This window comes from Bacillus sp. FSL W7-1346, from assembly GCF_038593335.1.
GTDB lineage: Bacteria > Bacillota > Bacilli > Bacillales > Bacillaceae > Bacillus > Bacillus altitudinis.
In genome coordinates, this window is record NZ_CP151988.1 from 253,705 (window position 1) to 271,208 (window position 17,504).

The 17,504-nt window shown below is 42.5% G+C and carries 15 protein-coding genes; 6 read left to right on the forward strand and 9 right to left on the reverse strand.

What is annotated here, in order from left to right; translation table 11 throughout:
- Positions 1 to 94 precede the first annotated feature (94 nt).
- Both NST09_RS01410 and arr read left to right on the forward strand, forming a co-directional pair.
- On the forward strand, positions 95 to 280 hold the full coding sequence (locus tag NST09_RS01410) for a hypothetical protein (protein WP_008343855.1): 186 nt from the start codon (positions 95 to 97) through the stop codon (positions 278 to 280).
- Positions 281 to 400: 120 nt separating this feature from the next.
- On the forward strand, positions 401 to 817 hold the full coding sequence (gene arr, locus NST09_RS01415) for an NAD(+)--rifampin ADP-ribosyltransferase (protein ID WP_216943107.1): 417 nt from the start codon (positions 401 to 403) through the stop codon (positions 815 to 817).
- A 61-nt stretch (positions 818 to 878) separates the two neighbouring features.
- Here arr and NST09_RS01420 read toward each other — a convergent pair whose 3' ends face one another.
- Genes NST09_RS01420 through NST09_RS01445 form a run of 6 tightly spaced genes read right to left on the reverse strand, consistent with a single transcriptional unit; the run spans position 879 to position 8,368 of the window.
- Positions 879 to 2,798, reverse strand: a complete 1,920-nt coding sequence (locus NST09_RS01420; RefSeq protein WP_342493255.1) for a BglG family transcription antiterminator — start codon at positions 2,796 to 2,798, stop codon at positions 879 to 881.
- Positions 2,795 to 3,679: an ROK family protein gene (locus NST09_RS01425; RefSeq protein ID WP_342493256.1), complete on the reverse strand. Its 885-nt coding sequence runs from the start codon at positions 3,677 to 3,679 to the stop codon at positions 2,795 to 2,797. Before NST09_RS01425 ends, NST09_RS01420 begins: the two co-directional genes overlap by 4 nt.
- 57 nt (positions 3,680 to 3,736) lie before the next feature.
- Positions 3,737 to 6,400 (reverse strand): mannosylglycerate hydrolase, encoded by a 2,664-nt coding sequence (gene mngB, locus NST09_RS01430; RefSeq protein WP_342493257.1) that lies wholly within the window; start codon positions 6,398 to 6,400, stop codon positions 3,737 to 3,739.
- A gap of 28 nt (positions 6,401 to 6,428) precedes the next feature.
- Positions 6,429 to 7,547, reverse strand: a complete 1,119-nt coding sequence (locus tag NST09_RS01435) for a PTS fructose transporter subunit IIC (protein WP_008342177.1) — start codon at positions 7,545 to 7,547, stop codon at positions 6,429 to 6,431.
- 36 nt (positions 7,548 to 7,583) lie between these two features.
- On the reverse strand, positions 7,584 to 7,913 hold the full coding sequence (locus NST09_RS01440; RefSeq protein ID WP_007498438.1) for a fructose PTS transporter subunit IIB: 330 nt from the start codon (positions 7,911 to 7,913) through the stop codon (positions 7,584 to 7,586).
- The gene (locus NST09_RS01445) at positions 7,910 to 8,368 is read right to left on the reverse strand and encodes a PTS sugar transporter subunit IIA (protein WP_116307362.1); all 459 of its coding nucleotides are present in this window, start codon (positions 8,366 to 8,368) and stop codon (positions 7,910 to 7,912) included. The genes NST09_RS01440 and NST09_RS01445 overlap by 4 nt, the downstream gene beginning before the upstream one ends.
- 242 nt (positions 8,369 to 8,610) lie before the next feature.
- On the opposite strand from NST09_RS01445, the gene NST09_RS01450 reads away from it, so the two are divergent.
- From NST09_RS01450 to NST09_RS01460, 3 genes are all read left to right on the forward strand, one after another.
- Positions 8,611 to 11,277 (forward strand): S8 family serine peptidase, encoded by a 2,667-nt coding sequence (locus tag NST09_RS01450; RefSeq protein ID WP_342493258.1) that lies wholly within the window; start codon positions 8,611 to 8,613, stop codon positions 11,275 to 11,277.
- A 107-nt stretch (positions 11,278 to 11,384) separates the two neighbouring features.
- Positions 11,385 to 11,870: a hypothetical protein gene (locus tag NST09_RS01455; RefSeq protein ID WP_096880937.1), complete on the forward strand. Its 486-nt coding sequence runs from the start codon at positions 11,385 to 11,387 to the stop codon at positions 11,868 to 11,870.
- 81 nt (positions 11,871 to 11,951) lie between these two features.
- Complete coding sequence (locus NST09_RS01460) at positions 11,952 to 12,695, forward strand: hypothetical protein (RefSeq protein ID WP_096880938.1); 744 nt, start codon at positions 11,952 to 11,954, stop codon at positions 12,693 to 12,695.
- Between the two features lie 323 nt (positions 12,696 to 13,018).
- Here the strand turns inward: NST09_RS01460 and NST09_RS01465 are convergent, their stop codons facing one another.
- The 3 genes from NST09_RS01465 to mmuM form a co-directional block, all read right to left on the reverse strand.
- Positions 13,019 to 13,639, reverse strand: a complete 621-nt coding sequence (locus tag NST09_RS01465; protein ID WP_342493259.1) for a hypothetical protein — start codon at positions 13,637 to 13,639, stop codon at positions 13,019 to 13,021.
- A 113-nt stretch (positions 13,640 to 13,752) separates the two neighbouring features.
- Positions 13,753 to 15,156, reverse strand: a complete 1,404-nt coding sequence (gene mmuP / locus NST09_RS01470; RefSeq protein ID WP_008342173.1) for an S-methylmethionine permease — start codon at positions 15,154 to 15,156, stop codon at positions 13,753 to 13,755.
- A 46-nt stretch (positions 15,157 to 15,202) separates the two neighbouring features.
- Positions 15,203 to 16,141 carry a homocysteine S-methyltransferase gene (mmuM, locus tag NST09_RS01475; RefSeq protein WP_342493260.1) on the reverse strand — a complete coding sequence of 313 codons (939 nt, stop codon included), beginning with the start codon at positions 16,139 to 16,141 and terminating at the stop codon, positions 15,203 to 15,205.
- A 336-nt stretch (positions 16,142 to 16,477) separates the two neighbouring features.
- On the opposite strand from mmuM, the gene NST09_RS01480 reads away from it, so the two are divergent.
- Positions 16,478 to 17,308: a YitT family protein gene (locus NST09_RS01480; RefSeq protein WP_025206673.1), complete on the forward strand. Its 831-nt coding sequence runs from the start codon at positions 16,478 to 16,480 to the stop codon at positions 17,306 to 17,308.
- Positions 17,309 to 17,504 lie beyond the last annotated feature (196 nt).

Sequence of the window (17,504 nt, forward strand, 5' to 3'; positions counted from 1 at the left end):
AAGAGCATATTGTTCGAGTTGTTCTAAAATGTTAGTCTAATGATATATTGTAAAAATTGGTTGATTATCCATTATAAGAAAGAGGGTTATGTAGATGATGACGATCCTTTATTTGTTTTTCTTATTGTTCTTTCTTTTTTACGCTTTAAACTATATTGGTCAGAAATTAATTGCGAAGGAACACCCAATGAACCACGGATTGATTGTGACGCTGTCAGCAGTGGAAGGTATTCTTGTTTTTGTTCTTGTTGGAATCAATGAGAAATTTCCTTTTTTTTAAACGATCTTACTCTCTACTATCATTATACCCCGAATTTAATCTCATTTATAGACTGTTTTCCGCCCGCATCAGCCCGTATACTGTTATACGCAAGTCAAAAACGATAAGGGATGTGGCTGTATGAATGACAAGAAAGATGTTTTAGATCCTGGGCCATTTTTTCATGGGACGAAAGCGGAATTGAAGATTGGGGACCTGCTTGAACCGTTGCATTTATCCAATTATCAGGATAAACAATCGAACCACATCTATTTCACCGGAACATTAAATGCAGCCAAATGGGGAGCAGAATTAGCTCGATCTGATTCCAAAGAGAGAATTTATGTTGTAGAACCGACAGGCGAGTTTGAAGACGATCCGAATTTGACGAATCAAAAGTTTCCGGGGAATCCGACCCGTTCTTATCGATCGACATCCCCTTTGAAAATTGTCGCAGAATTAGGCGCTTGGGAAAGACACTCCGATGAAGAAATCAATCATATGCTGACGTCGTTAAAAAAGTTAAGGGAAGAAGGAAAAAATGTCATATACGATTGACTCGTATGTGAGGAATAGATGAATAAAGGGCCGCCCGATTTCACTTGGGCGGCCTTTTGTGCTATTGAAACAGGACATGCATTAGCTCATCAAATGTCCTTGCATGTGTCAAGGAGTGAAGGCGGTCAGGACTGTCTAATAAATCGACAGCTTGTTCAAAAAATTGATTCATGCAGGCAGCGTCATCTTTCTGGATGGCTAACAAGAAAATCAGAGATACTTGATCGCCCTGCCAATCAATTGGCTGTTTCAATCGTGCAATTGCCACGCAGGAGGTGCCTTCATTTGTGATGAGCGGGTGAGGCATCGCAATCCCCTTGCCAAGATAAGTTGATGACATTTGCTCCCGCTCCAGCACGGAGGAACGAAAAGAAGATGAAACAAGCTGATGCGCCTCCAGCCGGCTGCAAAGCGTATCTAATACCTCTTCTTTGCTTGAAAGGTTCACATCCAACAAGGTCAATCGTTCTTGGAAAAAAGCCATCAGCTCCTGCGAAGGGGAACCGTGTCCGTTTAACAGGTGAATGACCTCACTCACACGCTGGACATCATGATGTTCAAAAAAAGCATTCACTTGAATGATTGGTTTCCCTTTTGGTGCGAGAGGTACGGTTGTAATAATCACATCACATGGCAAAGTGGTGCTAAAAGCGTAATCCTGATAAGAATAAAGCTCAACAATCTCAAGCTCATGTTGAAAGGCCGCCTTCAATTTAATTTCAAGCAGCCGTGCCGTTCCTAGTCCAGACCCGCATACAATAATGGCCCTCTTTTTTTGTGAGGTGTCAAGATGACTTCTTTCAAATGAAGCAGCAATATGTAAGGCAACATATGCCGCCTCATCTTCATTTGGCGTCCGCACCAGCTGTAAGGCATTGAGTCCGCTGACAGCCAAATCAAACGGATAAGGATAAGAAGTTTTGATCTCATGCAAAAGCGGATTTTGTAAAGACACGCCGTATTGAATTCGATTTAATAATGGCTTCATATGCAGCATCAAATCTTGACGCAGGATATCGTCATCTACAAAACGATGACCGCTTGTTTTTTCAATGTGCTGGAGAAATTGTGTCACCGCCTGACGCACTTCTTCTGTCGTTTGGTGCTCATCGATTTCTTTCCACGTTTGATTCGCTAAGAGATGCATCACCAAGTAATCTGTTTCATCCTCTGATAAGGTGACGTGAAACGTGTCACTTATTTGATGAGTGATCTTTTGAGCGATTCTTGTTAACACTGGCGGTCTTTGTGTGTGAGTGGTACTGGCGGGTATCCGCTGTTTTTTTTGCGTTTGCTGAATGGCAATCGCTAAGTGAATCACTAAATTCTTTAGGGCAATATCTTTAATGAGCAGTGATTCTTGATATAGATTTGTCAGCACAATGGATCGAATGGTTTCAAGTGAAATGTCAGGGAAATGAAGCTGTTCCCGCTCAGTTATATGAGATAGGGCGGGTTCTTCTTCAAGCAGTAAGTCTGCGTAGCACGTCCTTTTTTGCAATTCGTCTCCGTCTACTTTTAAGCCAAATCCAGGCTTTGAGACAAGGGTCATACCGTAACGGGCTAACAGCTCCCGTCCTTTTTTTAAATCACTGCTGACCGTCATACGGCTGATGAACAATTCTTCTGCTAATTGATCAATTTTTAAGTAGTCTGATTGAAGCAATAGTTTTCTCATCATAAATCGTATGCGCTCTTCTGGCATGACGGGTACGAGAGAGCGGGCAGGAAGCTTTTGCTGATGAAGCCAAAGCAGGAAAGCGTCTTGGTCACTTGTTAAGAGCGTATATCCTTTCCCGCGGATGGTCTTGATCATGGCTCCAGCTTGCGTTAACAGTTCGTTTGCTTCTTTGATTAAATTGCGGATGGAGCGGTCAGATAAGCGAAAAGAGGCAGTGAGCTCCTCAAGCTTCACGAACCCTTTCGTTTCAAATAGCCGCTGAATGAGCTGGTAGGTTCGAGTATCTGCCGTCATCATCATTGCGCCGCTCCTTGTTCCTTTAAGGCATCAGCTCCAAGGGCGATGGCTCCCATTAAACCAGATAATCCGTCAAAGGAAGGCTTTGTGACGATTTCATTTAATGGCTTTGGTAATTGTAAGTAACCATGAAGACGTTTGTCTGTTTCTTCAAGGATGAGCGGCAGCAAAGCCGACTGTTTCATGACACCTCCACCAAATATAATGCGTTCTGGTGACAGGGTGAGTAATAAATTTGCGGTCATTTGCCCGAGATAATAAGCTTGAAGTGACCAGGCTGGATGCTCCTCTGGCAGCATTTGTGCCAATGTATGATAGCGGCCTTCTATGGCAGGTCCAGATGCTAGTCCCTCTAAACAATCATGGTGGATCGGGCAGCAGCCCCCATAGGTGTCATGAGGGTGGCGCTGAACGGTGATATGTCCCATTTCTGGATGAAGCAGTCCGTGGATGAGGCGGTTTTCAATATAGGCACCGCCGCCGATTCCCGTCCCAACCGTGATATAGATCAAGGAATTTGGTCTGTCTGTTTCTGTTGAAAAACGAGCTTCACCGAGCGCCGCACAGTTCACATCCGTATCAAGCTTCATAGGGAGACCGAGTGCTTGTTTTAAGGTTGAGAGTAATGGAAATTGGCGCCAAGCTGTTTTGGGTGTTTCGAGAATCGTTCCATAGCTGGGGCTGTGCTCCTTTACATCGACAGGCCCGAATGCGCCTATGCCAATCGCATCGACTGGATGCTCTGTAAAGTATTCGATCACTTGCCGGCATGTTTCTTCTGGATTCCCTGTTGCAAAGGAAGTCATATGTTCAATCGTTCCGTCTGTTGTTCCGTAGCCGCAGACAAATTTTGTACCGCCTGCTTCGATGCCTCCAATTCGCATGATCAATGCCCTCCATTAAAGAGGGGCGGAATCCAAATGGATCCCGCCCCTACATGTTCATTTTTTCTTTACAATGTAGGTTTGTACCTGACAAGGTGTGAGCGGTTCAATGTGTAATGATCCATGTTGTGCTTTCAGTATATGTCCTTCAGGTGTTTCGCCTAAATTCGCTGTTTCTCCATGTTGTAGAGATGAACTATTGATTGAAGCGGCTGTTTGACGTGTTAAATATGGATTGAAGAGACGAAGGACAATGCCTGTTCCATGCTCTTCTTTTTTCAAAGCGCTTAGAACGGCCCCGTCTGTTTCAATGTCAAGCAGGCTATAAGTAGATTGTAAGTCTTCTTTTTCATCTCGGAAAGAGAAAATTAAACGACCGTTTAAAAAGTCTGCCCGCTCGTAGCACTGAACCGGGGTGGTGTAACGTTTAGCAAGTTGAGCCAAGTGTCCTTCACTCACCGCTTCTTGGCTATAGTGCATGCCAAAGGAGAATGATAGCGATCCTTGAAGCTGGGCGTCAGGTGTTTCCACGATTTTTTCTCCAGAAGCCCGGCCAGGACGGTAAAGAAGGTTTTCTTTCCCCATTTTTCCGAAACAGCGGAAGAGTGTGTAAGCAATGGTTGTGTAGCCTGCGCCTGTGATTTGGTATTCTCTGACGCAGTCCGTCAAAAGAGAGACACCATATGCTTCATCGCGAAGTGCAACAAATGATTGCATGGGTTCAATGGTAATCGGTTTTTCTTCCCAATGTTCATTGTTCCACCATTCTAGCTCTTGCGTCAGCTCCGTTGGACGTTCGATGGTGCCAAACTGTTGATCGCTGAGTGATACGTTTGACGCAATACCTGTATCAAAGAGCACCCGTAGACGGTGGTCTAGCGCATGGTTGTCCACATTCACATGAAAACGGATGACCGCTTCATCTTTATTTAAAGCCACCTTCGCTGTGATCGGGAGGGAAGTCGTCCCCTTTTGCTCCGAACGTTCCTCTAAATCATATGGGACAGTCAATTGAAGCTTGATGGTGAGCTCTTCCTGTAAACTGCTTTTAGATACGGTGATGTCGGCTGATGAGATATCTTTAGATGATACATAAAGATCCTCACGCGGTGGTGAATAGTTATAAGAATCCCCATCATCTCCGTTGTCTTCAAAGATCATTTGCTCAGAGAACGTTCGTCCGGTCTGCTTATCCGTAATTTCTAATGACCCATTGTCATTTGCTACAATGCGGTAAAACGTATTTTCAATGACATGACCTTCTGTTTTTTCAAAAATGGATTCACTAGATTCATCGAAAACCATGCTTACTTGTGTATAACCAACGGATGGCAAGTCGACTGCTTCAATGAGTAAAACAGCTTTCCATACTTGCTTTGGCATGTACACCTTTTTGCTTGGGTTAAGTGAAATCTGCTGTGCTAAGACATAATCTGTCACATCGGTTTTGCTTTTGACTGTGTAGTGAAGAGTTCGTCCATCAGCATCTTTTAGCGTAAATGGACGTTCTGTGATAAAGGTTTCGACTTCAATGACTTCAGAGCGCTTTGAAGGCAACGTATTAAATAAAGTGAACGTGATTTCTTGCTCGGTTTGCAGCCGGATGGCGATCAGACGCATGTGTAAGTCCGCAAGATTTTCGGCAATTTCTTTTGCCTGTTTATAGCGGAAGAAGACATCTTGATTCGTCGTATCACTATTACAGCCGCCAATGCTATCATGCGCTGCATTTTCAAACATGAGGTACCAAATATCACGCACCGTGTCATGCGGATAGTCATGTCCGAGTGAATAGCTGATTGTAAGGATCGGCTCCATCACATTGACAAGATAGTTTTCAATTTGATTGTTTAAGATTTTCAAATCTGCTCTTGTTGAAAAAATAGACTTATGAATTCGCATATGCTTGGCATGAATGAGCTCTCCTTCTAATGTCTCAAAAGAAGTCCGCTCTTTTTTCACTGCTGCAATGTAGTCTTCTAAACTGCTGATTTGATAGTGGTGCTCGTCTATTTCATTGGCTTTTTCTAATAAGTCAGGCAGGTTTTTACGAATAGGCGCCTGGTCAAAGCCATTTGGGAAATAGACATTCTTTGTCGTGGCTTTTGCTTGCAGCGCCCCGATTTTTTCAGAAAGAAAGGCTTGCAGGTCTTCATCCTTTTCAGGAATATTTCCTCCGTAGTAGTAGCCAAATGGCAGATTCACTGCAAAAACTTCACTGCCATCAGCCCCGCGCCAATTAAATTCTGTGTGATTCGTCATATGATCAGAAACGCCGCGCCAAAAGGCTGTATCGACAATACCAAAGCCTTGATAAATTTGAGGCATTTGTGCAGATTGACCGAAGGAATCAGGGACATAACCGACCTTCATGACATGTCCAAACTGCTGACAGCGCTCAATCCCATATTGCAGGTTCCGTACAATCGATTCCCCAGAAATCACGAGCTGATCCGTTTGTGTATACCACGGACCGATGATGAGGCGTTTTGCTGTGACGAGCTGTTTGATTCGATCCTCATCCTCTGGGCGCCATTTCAAGTAATCATCTAGCAAGGATGCTTGTGCATCGAGCATGAAGTAATGGAATCGTTCATCTGTTTCGAGGGTGTCCAATATGTCCATTACGCTTTTCATTAAGTAGATACGGGAGCGGGAGGTGGTAAAATACCATTCCCGGTCCCAGTGAGTATGTGGAATCACATGTACATTGACAGTCATTGTGTAACGACACCTTTCTTTGTTCAAATTATCCTTCTAGCACAAGGTCAAAATCATCTTCTTCTTTCTGCTTCTGATCATGTTCTGGCTTTTGGGGTTCTTTTTTCTCAGAGAAGTTCACAAGTAGGTTGGCACCAATTCCAATAACAAGTGCGCCAGTTAGCGCGCCGATTAAATATGCCCACCAGTTTCCTACTGAGAAGAATCCGTAGAGTCCGCCAATTGGCGGCATGATGTCATGGACACCTAATAAGGCAGCAACCCCGCTTCCAGCAGCACAAGCGACGACATTCAGCGGAATCAATTTCAAAGGATTGACGAGTGTAAAGGGAATGGCTCCTTCTGTAATCCCGATAATCCCCATCACAAGACCGCCTCGTCCGGCTTCTCTAAAGGTAGGAGAGAAGTTGCGTTTTCGAATCAATGTCGCAAGCCCGTATCCAAGCGGCGGAATGATAATCGCGATATTGACGAGAATGGCAGGAAGATAGACACCTGATAGGAAGAGCGCATTACCAGCCATCCAAGCTGATTTATTCACTGGGCCGCCAAGATCAAAGCCAATCATGGCGCCTAAAATGAGAGCAAGTGCGAGTGTGCTCGTTCCATCTGCGACCATGCCTTTGATCCATTCAATTAATGCGGTGTTCAAAGCCCCTAATGGACCGCCTAGCAGAACGGACATGAGAAGTCCGGTTAAGCCAACAGTAATGAGCGGTAAGATGAGCAGAGGGACGAGTCCAGCTGCGGAGCCTTGAATTTGAATTTTTCTTTTCACAAAGAGAGCGACATATCCGGCAAAGAAACCTGCAATGACGGCGCCGATAAAACCAGCATTTGTTGAGCTGGCAAGAGCTCCGCCGATAAAGCCGGCCGCAAGACCAGATTTATCCGCAATCGAATAGGCAATAAAGCCAGCGAGCAGTACGTTCATTAAGCCAATGCCTGTCCAGCCAACCTGTTCCATCAAATAGGCACCATGTAAAATGCCGCCTGCATCTTTATAGGCGTTTAAATCTGACACACCAAAACCTAACCCGACTAGTTTGGCTAAACCAACGATAAGTGAAGCTCCGATGATCACCGGAAGAATATAAGAAATACCGGTCATGAGGTGGCCTTCAATGACTTTTAATTTTGCTTTCATTCTGCTTTGCTCCTTTCTATATGGCATTGCTCTTGTTTATTGGGATTCAGATTTTTTCTTTTCAACCAGCGCAACGGCTTTTGTGATGATTTGCTCGGCATTTTTTAGGGCGCGTCCGATTTCGACACGAACAGTAGGAATACCTGAGAAGCGTTCAGCGTCGTTAATATGCTGATTGGAGGCGATAATGCAAAGGTCTGCCTGCTTGGCTTCCTCTGCTGTAATGCCATTCACTTGTCCCATAATTCCTTGTTGCTCGATTTTAATCTCGTGTCCAAGCTGTTTACCCGCATTCTCTAATGCTTTTGCTGCCATTGGTGTATGAGCTAACCCTGCTGGGCATGAAGTGACACCGACAATTTTCATTGTGTAATCCCCTCTTTCAATTGTTGTTCAATGACTTCGTAATAATAGTCTGCTGTTTGACCGGGTTGAATCTTTTCGATGAAAGCAGGCTCCATTAAACTTGTGGCAATGCCAGACAGTAATTTGAGGTGTGTGACATTGGCCTCTTCTAGTGGAACGAGCAGTGTAAATAAATAGCTTGTTGGCAAATCGTCGAAGCTTCCCCAATCAATGGGTTGTTCAAGTTCTAAAAAGAGAAGTGAAGCCGTTTGAACAGCAGAGCTTTTTGTATGAGGAATCGCAAAACCTTGCTGAAGTCCTGTTGAGACTTCGTCTTCGCGTTTCAACAAATCTGTTAATAACCCTGACTGATCGTTTGTAATGTGAAGGTCTTCAGCTTTCTCGGAAATGTATTGTAAAATCTCATTCTTTGATCGACCGTTTACTTGTGTAAAAACATGATCTTTTTGGAACAAGCTGATCCCTTCTCTCTTGTTTGTTAAGCGCTTACAATTTGATTGTAATGTACTTTTCGACATGGTTAAATAGCATCATTTTCCGTTTAAAATGGCAAAAAGTTTATGAAGCGATCAGACTAGCCATCTGAATATCTCAAATCCTAGCTTAAAACGAGTTTAATTATGTCAAAAACAGATTCTACTAAAAGGGATTCTGTGATATTCTTCCAAGGTATTGTAAAAGATAAGGGGGTCTTTTCATGTTTAAAAAGCAGGTCAAATCCTGTGTGGTTGTACTCATGGCTATCATTCTATGTATGGCTGCATTACCTGGGTACAAGGCATCAGCAGTTAGTAAGGGCACAAGTGTCAATGAAGCCATTGGGTTAAAAAATGGTGAAGTCATCTCAGGTACATTACAGAATGAAAAAGAAGAGTCATGGTACCAAATCACGCCATCTGCACAAGATGTGGCAAAACATACACATATGCAAATTGCTGTCAAAAGCAAACAAGTGTTATCTGTATCGGTCTACCCAAGTAAGGATAGAGCGATAAAGGATGACACTTATTCGAGATATCGTGTGGACACAGCAAGTGGAGAGACAGAAATCAACTTCCCGCATGCATGGTCAGGTCCTTACTATGTCAAAGTGCTGTATTTAGGTTCAGAGGAAGACAGCCGTGATGAGGAAGAGGATGCAGCATATACAATCGGGTATAAAGGCGCGAATCTTCCGCCATCTGAACCGATTTTCCCTGAAGAAGAAGAGCCAGGGATCATCATTATTGAGAAAAAGCATGGACGTCAAATTCTTCAATCCATTCGTACGATCGAAGACAAACGATTCAATGAAACAGCCGACGGTCAGAAGCTTACACGTCTGCTACAAAAAACAAAGCCGTTTCTCAAATCTAAACTCATCAACAATCAAAAAAAGCAGCAAACGGTGTACAATCATTTGCTTACATTAAAATCATTGCTGAATGATGTAGAGAAAAATGGTGCATTCAGCGGTCATATCGTCACAGAGAAAGAGCAACAGGCGATCCGTTCCCTTTTTGATATGCTCAAAGAGGCAAGTCCAGCCTATCTAAAAAAGGAATTAGAAACAGTGGGACAAAAAGTAGGAATCGATCAGCTTGAAGGAAAATCGATCGGTTATGTATTAGAGAAACAAAAGCTTGTTCCAGAAGAAAAGGTCAACACAAACAAAATCATCTTTAAATTAAAGGATGGACAAACGCTTCAATCCGCAAAAAAGAAGATGAAAGGCTACGGAATTCAAGAAAACCGTGTGACATCTCAATCAGTAAATCCTTTATTTAAAGGAATGTATGTTTATGATGTACCGGCAGGGCAAGAATCAGCTGGCAAAACGCTTAAAGCAGGCAAAGCTGTGATCAAAAGCACGGCGAGAAAGCTTTCTAGTATGCCGAATGTTGAATTTGCAGAGCCTGTACAAACGTATCGTGCGCTCAGCAATGACGCGCAGTATGGTTATCAGTGGCCGCTGAAAAACAGTGCGCAGAACAGTGGGAAAAAAGGCGCTGATGTGAAGTTTGAACAAATGAATACATTGATTGGTACAAGCAAAATGAAGCAAACGTTAATCGCTGTTGTGGATACAGGTGTCGACAGCCGTTTGTCCGATTTAAGCGGAACGGTTCGCACAGACTTAGGTGCCAATCTCATCGGCCGAAATAAAGATGCAATTGATGACAATGGCCACGGTACCCATGTGGCAGGTATCATTGCAGCAAAAGCCGACAATCATTACTCCATGGCAGGGCTGAATCAACATACAGGGATCATCCCGGTCAAAGTACTGGATGCGTATGGAAATGGAGATACAGAGCATATTGCTCTTGGCATTAAACATGCAGTGGACAAAGGTGCAAAGGTCATCAACATGAGCCTTGGCGGCTACTACAGCAAGGTCATTGAATATGCGATGAACTATGCTGCACAAAAAAATGTATTAGTGGTAGTGGCGAGCGGAAACGATGGCATTCCAGAAATGGGTTATCCGGCGACGTCCAAATACGCCATGGCAGTTGGTGCAAGCAATCGCATGGATATTGCCGCTGAATTCTCAAGCTATGGGAAAGGATTAAGCATGTCTGCACCAGGGTCTGATATCCCAAGCTTAATGCCTGATGGGAATGTTTCATACTTGAGCGGGACATCAATGGCTACACCGTATGTTGCAGCAGCAGCAGGATTACTGCTTTCTAAAAATCCAACCCTGAAACCAAATCAAGTGAGAAATATTTTACAAAATACAGCGGATGATATTTCATTTAAAGCTGTTGATGGAACAGATGACGTTTTCTATGATGAAAATGACGAGCCTGTTGTCGATCCGAAAATTCCGGGTATCGATTGGATGACAGGACATGGCAGACTCAATGCTTTTGCCGCGTTAAGTGCTGTTGAATTAAACGCATCAGTTAACAAAGTAGAAGATCAGCATCAAAAGGTGACAGGAAAGGCGAAAGCCGGCGCTGCCATTTCTGTGTATAGAGGCAAAACCCTGCTTGGAAAAGGCACGGCAAGCAAAAAGGGAACCTTTAGTGTGAAGATCAAGCATCAAAACAAAAATAAAGTGCTTCACATCAAGATATCAAAAGGAAAGGCTGCGACTTCGCTCAAAACGGTCGTGAAAAAGGGCAAAGCACCAGCTAAGCCAAAGGTGAATCGAGTAACAGTGAAAAGTAAAACGGTCAAAGGAACTGCGGGTGCAGGCTTGACAATCAAGGTGAAGAACAAATCAAAGAAAGTCATTCAAACGGTCAAAACCAATAGCAAAGGCGCATTTACGGCTAAAATCAAGCCGCAAAAAGCCAAAACCGTCTTGTATGTGACGGCTTCAGATGTGAGAAAAAGAGAAAGTAAAGCAGTGAAAGTTGTTGTGAAAAAATAGTCTTGCAGCTTCCCTTTTGAATAAAAAGGGAAGTTTATGTTTTTTGCTGGAAAAATGACAATAACTGTCGATAGTAATATAGTAGGAAAAAAAAGGAGGATTTATCGATGAAAAAAATCATGTTTGCTTTCTTTCTATCATTGCTTCTCGTTTTCCCAAGCTTTGCACATGCAGAGGAAACAGGAGCAGTACCAGCATCCGTACAAGTAACAGGCGTCACAGCAGCAGACGGTGGTATGGTCAATTACGGTTCTGGCAGTAAATATCGTGTAGGTTCATATTATCCAGCTACTTTTAAAGGAACATTAAAGGACACAAGTGGTCAACTCATGGCGAATCAGCCAATTCAGCTTTATTTTGAAGCAGCAATCAAATCATATGCTCAAACAGCGACAGGCACAACAGACGAGAATGGACAATTTTCACTAACGATTCAAGTTCCTGCAGGTGCAGGCTACCGTACATACAATAATGCAGGCTGGTCTACACATTACTACGATATCGTTCCAGTGACTTTCACTTCAAACGACATCACGCTATCTTCAAATGTGACAAGTGTGTACCATTTGGCATATACATCACGTAATCGCTAAATGTAATAAATTTAAACTGAAAACTTTTAATTAGTTATGATTTTATAAATCTATAAATATAGTAATGAGGAGAGGTATACAATGTATAAAAAAGTTAGTATTTCTAGTTTGATCGCATCATTATTGATTATGTTTTGTTTTTCTGGATCTTCTGATAATGTTGCAAGTGCTGAATCAATTAAAGTACAAAATGATGAATTTAGTGGAATAAAAAAAATTGATTCTAACAAAATTGTTTTAAATTCAGGAGTTGTTGTGACTAAGCTAAGTGATGAAAGAACAATTGCGACTGATGAAGATGGAAGTCTAGAATTTGAAGTAGTTAGAAAATCTGAAAATGCTTTAGAATTAAAGAACCTAAAAACTGGTGAAGTTAAAGAAATTAAAATAAATTCTGAAGTATATTACGAAACTCCTTTAGAACAAGCTAAAACAGATGCAATTCTTAATAAAGAAAGTAATGTGTCAAAAGCATCTACTTTTGCAGCAGGTCCTCCAAAGGGCTCTGTTAATGGATATAAATATAAAAGAACTACAAAGAATAATACAATAATAGCGTCTGCTCAAGAGGGAGCGATAGTAGCTATTATTTTATCAGTTTGTGGTCCGTTAGGAACTGCAGCAGGAATAGCTTACTCAATTGCTGGAGTGTATAAGGCGGCAAAAGCTAAAATGATGTATTGGAAAGAGCGAACATATACTAAACAGGTAGGGAAATGGCAGCTCTCTGTAAAAACTCAATATAATTATTATAAAGATTCAGGATATAAAAAATATATTAAAAATATTACAAAGTATAAAACATATCAAGGTGGAGGAATTTAATTAAATAAAAAGGCATGCTCAGATAGAGCATGTCTTTTTATTTAATTTATGATTATTATTGTTAGCAAACCTGCTGGGCGGCAACCGAAAGAGTCGATAAACAAACACTCATGAGCCGTTTCTCCCAGATTCGATCGAGCATTGAGCTTTACATCTTGAGCTTTGATGGATAAGAACTTTGAATACTTGAGCTTTCAGCTTTGAACGTTCAGCTTTGAGCTTTTATCATGGATCATCCTAAGATGATCATCAGATGAGGAGGGAATGACCTTTCCCTCGGAGGTGTTTAGTCCTATCGATTTTCGGCTCACTAACAAAATCGACTAGTCGATCTGTATTTTTGTCAAGGTATTGCTTTCTGATAAGGAGAAATCCACTTCCATTTGGAAATCTTCAATCTCTTTCGAACGCTGTTCAATCTTCACTCGAAGACGAAGAGGGTCAATGATCGCCGCCTCATTTTCAGCTAGGAATGACTTGACGATCTCTTGGTTGGCAGCGGCTTGTGTTTTCCCATCTTTCCCAAATAGTGTTTCTAAATGCTGATCCAGTCTCTTTTTCACATCTTCATTGATTTGTTCTGACCGGTCAACCAGCTCTGTGTAGACCTTTTTTAATTTTCGTAAAAAACGAATATCGTAATCTATGGATGTCTTGCGTTCAATAGCTTCTGCTACGGTCATGCTAACACCCGCCACCTCAATCGTTGTCGTAGCATTCGACACAACGATGGCTGATTTAATGGCATTTCGGCGTTTGATTAATGCTTGAATCGATTGGTCATCTGCTTTTGCCTTTTTTTCTACTTCTTCTTGATTTTGAAATCCGTTCTGTATATGTTTCCCGATGATCAAACCACCGAGTACGGCTTCATCAATCGTTCGGCTGATTCTTTTATCTAACATTTTCAGTTCACTTAATGCTCTTGTAATGGTCATTTCCATATTAACGACAGCTCCCTTGATTCGTCCTGAAAATCATAGATTCCTATCATATACCAAAATGTCTTTGTTTTGCTAGTGATATCCTTTTTTGGGGCAAACAAAAAACCCTGGTGCTATACACCAGGGTTTTCTCGTTTTTTCTGAATCCATGTTGTCACGTAATAGGCAGCATAGCAGAGTGCGATAAAAGGGATACCGCAGATAAGAGCAATACGCTGATTTGGATCAAAAGCAATGCCGATCACAGATGCAAGGCATAGGAGGAAGGCAGCAATCGGAACCACCGGATAGAGCGGGGTTCGGAAAGATAAATCATGAAGCTGTCCGCCATCCTGTAAGAATTTTTTGCGAAACATGAACTGTGAAGCTGCAATTCCCATCCATACAACAACAACGGCGAGTCCAGAGATTGAAACAAGAACCAGATACACCGTTTCAGGTGCGATGACACTCGATAGCAAAGAGAGAATGCCCCCAATCATACTCAAAATGAGTGCATTCAAAGGAATTCCCTTTGACGTCAATTTTGCCAGCTTTTTAGGTAATGTTCGTTCTTCAGAAAGGGACCATAGCATGCGAGATGAGGCGTATAGCCCTGAGTTTGCAGCAGATAAAATCGCTGTCAGAATGACAAAATTCATGAAATCTGCCGCATAAGGAATCCCGATGCGGTCAAATACCACAACGAAAGGACTTTTGATCACCCCGGCTTCTTCTACTGGAATTAAGCCGGCTAAGACCACGATCGTTCCGACGAAAAACAGGACAAGGCGCAGCACAGTCGTGCGAATCGCCCGGGGAATGGTCTCATCTGGATTGACACTTTCCCCCGCAGCAATCCCAATCAGCTCAGTACCCGAAAAAGCAAAATTAACAGCCAGCATGGTCATTAAAATCGGTAAAAAGCCGTTTGGGAAGAGACCCCCATCTCCAGTGAAGTTAGAGAAGAACGGAGCGGCCTCACCGCCTTTTAGTGGAATCAATCCAAACATCGCGGCTCCACCAAGGATAATAAAGAGAATAATAGCCATGACTTTAATGCTAGAAAACCAAAATTCCGATTCTGCAAAAAACTTAACTGTAAAAGCATTGAGTAAAAAGATGAGAAGTGCAAAAACACCGCTCCACATCCAAACCGATGTGTCCGGGAACCAGCGCTGCATTAAAAGACCTGCCGCTGTAAATTCTGAACCAAGTGCCACGGTCCATGTCAGCCAATAAAGCCAAGCCACTGTATAGCCAGTGCCGGGCCCAATGTATTTTGTTGCATATGTGTGAAAAGCGCCTGTAACCGGCATTGCGACTGACAGTTCACCTAAACAGAGCATCACGAGGTACACAATTAATGCCCCAACCAGATAAGCCAAAATCGTTCCCGCAGGTCCGGCCTGATTGATCGTATATCCTGAACTTAAAAAGAGTCCTGTGCCAATCACGCCACCTAAAGAAAGCATGAACAGGTGACGGCTTGTCATTTTTCGTTGATATTGTTGTGACTGATCTTTTGCTTGTTCCATGTCTTCCCGCCCTTTTGCTTAGAAGTATGTGTGTTGAGTCATGATGCTACGATGTTGCCTGTTTTAAGATATCGGTAATATCCTCTGGTGTCGTCCGGCAGCAGCCGCCGATGATTTGTGCGCCGTCTTTATACCATTGCTGCGCACATTCACCAAATGTATGGTGAGACGTATCTCCGCTCCAAACCTTTTCTTCAGGATCATATAATTCCCCTGAGTTCGGATACACGACAATCGGTTTGCTCGTCCCTTTTTTCATCTCCTGAATAAGAGAAGACATATATTGCGGCGGTGTACAGTTTACGCCAACAGCAGCGATCTGCTCATATGGCTCGAGTGCTTGTACACAGTCCCTAAGTAAATCTCCTTCACTAATGTGCTGACCATCCTTTGCACTAAATGTAATCCACGCATATACACCGCTGAACTCATCCTGCAGCAGTTTAGCGATGGCGATAGCTTCAATGAGACAAGGGATGGTTTCACAAGCGAGAATATCTGCACCAGCCTCTACCAATGCTTGAATTCTTGGTCTGTGAAAATCAATGAGCGCCTGTTCTGTGAGTCCGTAATTTCCCTTATATTCTGAACCATCAGACAAATAAGCGCCGAAGGGCCCCACAGATCCAGCGACAAATGGTTTTGTCCGCTCTTTACGTTGTGTCTCATCCTGCCAAAACTGCTCGCACGCTTCTTTTGCTAACGTGACAGATCGTTTCATTAATTCGATGGCTTCTTCTTTTGTATAACCTTTTTCAGCAAAGCCATCAATTGTCGTTTGGTAGCTGGCTGTTGTTGCACAGTCAGCACCTGCTTGGAAGTAGTCCAAGTGTACTTGCTGAATCAATTCTGGCTGTTCAATGAGGATTTTGGCTGACCATAAACTGTCGTTTAAATCACAGCCCTTTCGTTCAAGCTCCGTTGCAAGTGCACCATCTAAAATCAAAGGTGCGTGAGCCTGTAAACGGCTTTGAATAGGATTCATATAAATCAAACAGCCTCCTTTGTCGATCGGAAATAATGGATATGATATGAGGCAGTAGTTTAAATGACTAAAGTGTTTTTGTCAAGGAGAGGAATAAGCATCATATGACGGAAAAACCCTGAAAACATGCGGGTTTGAGTGCATAAACATACAGTTGAAATAATAGAAAACCAAGTCATTGACAGCCTCTAAAAAGAGATATATATTATGGAAAGGTTCATTTCAGAAAGCTTCATCAAAAGGCGCCGTCTTTTGATTTTTATTTTGTCCAACGACTGTCTTCTTTCGTGCAGAAAGAGGGTTTTTTATATGCTTAAAAAAGGAGGAAAGAAGAAATTGAAAAAATGTGTAAAAGATATTGCAATGATTCTAGTTGGTTCTTTTTTATTTGCTGCAGCTGTGAACATGTTTGTCATTCCACTTGAGTTTGGTGAAGGCGGCGTAACGGGGCTGTCCATCATTTTCTACTATATGTTTGAGATTGCGCCGTGGCTGACAAACCTTGTGTTGAATGCGATTTTATTACTTGTGGGGTATAAATACTTGGACAAGAAGACCACGATCTACACAGTGGTAGCTGTCGCAAGTAACTCTCTATTTTTACATTTGACCACTACATGGGTGGTGAATGTCCATGAATTGATCATTGGTTCTATTTTCGCTGGGATCATCATTGGGATTGGCATTGGTCTTGTTTTAAGAGCGGGCGGTACAACAGCGGGATCTGCTATCCTCGGGCGAATTGCGAATAAGTATCTAGACTGGAACGTGAGCTACGCCATCTTGTTCTTTGATCTGATCGTTGTTTTTGCTTCTTACTTTATTATTGGTGCGGAAAAATTAATGTTTACGATTGTGATGCTGTATGTGGCGACTAAGGTGATGGACTTCGTCATAGAAGGGCTTAACACGAAAAAAGCAGTGACGATCATTTCTTCATGCAAAGATGATATTGCAGAAGAAATCAATCACACCTTGGATCGAGGCGTGACCATTTTAAACGGTCGCGGTCATTATTCGAAGGAATCGAAGGAAATTCTCTATGCGGTCATTCAAAAACAGGAGCTTATGCGTTTAAAGAAAATCATTAAGAAAATTGATCGAGACGCATTCGTTGTTGTCCATGACGTGCGGGATGTGTTTGGAGAAGGATTTGTGAATATATAAAAAGTGAAAAAAGACACCTCCACTATAAAGTGGCGGTGTCTTTTCATATGTTGAGTGATCTTATGTTTAAGGGACTATTTTTTCAAGGTATCATCTTTCTTCTCGTTACTTTTCAGAACGAAAAAACGTATACACTCAGCAATGGCGGCTCCCACCACAAACAGGATGATGGGTGTAATGGTAAAAGGTTGTTTGA

What these genes read in the sequence shown, in the direction of transcription:
- NST09_RS01455 (WP_096880937.1), top strand. Translation starts at nt 11,385, where the DNA reads ATGAAAAAAATCATGTTTGCTTTCTTTCTATCATTGCTTCTCGTTTTC.
- NST09_RS01460 (WP_096880938.1), top strand. Translation starts at nt 11,952, where the DNA reads ATGTATAAAAAAGTTAGTATTTCTAGTTTGATCGCATCATTATTGATT.
- NST09_RS01410 (WP_008343855.1), top strand. Translation starts at nt 95, where the DNA reads ATGATGACGATCCTTTATTTGTTTTTCTTATTGTTCTTTCTTTTTTAC.
- NST09_RS01465 (WP_342493259.1), bottom strand. Translation starts at nt 13,639, where the DNA reads ATGGAAATGACCATTACAAGAGCATTAAGTGAACTGAAAATGTTAGAT.
- NST09_RS01425 (WP_342493256.1), bottom strand. Translation starts at nt 3,679, where the DNA reads ATGCGAATTGGAGGCATCGAAGCAGGCGGTACAAAATTTGTCTGCGGC.
- NST09_RS01440 (WP_007498438.1), bottom strand. Translation starts at nt 7,913, where the DNA reads ATGAAAATTGTCGGTGTCACTTCATGCCCAGCAGGGTTAGCTCATACA.
- NST09_RS01450 (WP_342493258.1), top strand. Translation starts at nt 8,611, where the DNA reads ATGTTTAAAAAGCAGGTCAAATCCTGTGTGGTTGTACTCATGGCTATC.
- NST09_RS01435 (WP_008342177.1), bottom strand. Translation starts at nt 7,547, where the DNA reads ATGAAAGCAAAATTAAAAGTCATTGAAGGCCACCTCATGACCGGTATT.
- NST09_RS01420 (WP_342493255.1), bottom strand. Translation starts at nt 2,798, where the DNA reads ATGATGATGACGGCAGATACTCGAACCTACCAGCTCATTCAGCGGCTA.
- mngB (WP_342493257.1), bottom strand. Translation starts at nt 6,400, where the DNA reads ATGACTGTCAATGTACATGTGATTCCACATACTCACTGGGACCGGGAA.
- mmuM (WP_342493260.1), bottom strand. Translation starts at nt 16,141, where the DNA reads ATGAATCCTATTCAAAGCCGTTTACAGGCTCACGCACCTTTGATTTTA.
- arr (WP_216943107.1), top strand. Translation starts at nt 401, where the DNA reads ATGAATGACAAGAAAGATGTTTTAGATCCTGGGCCATTTTTTCATGGG.
- mmuP (WP_008342173.1), bottom strand. Translation starts at nt 15,156, where the DNA reads ATGGAACAAGCAAAAGATCAGTCACAACAATATCAACGAAAAATGACA.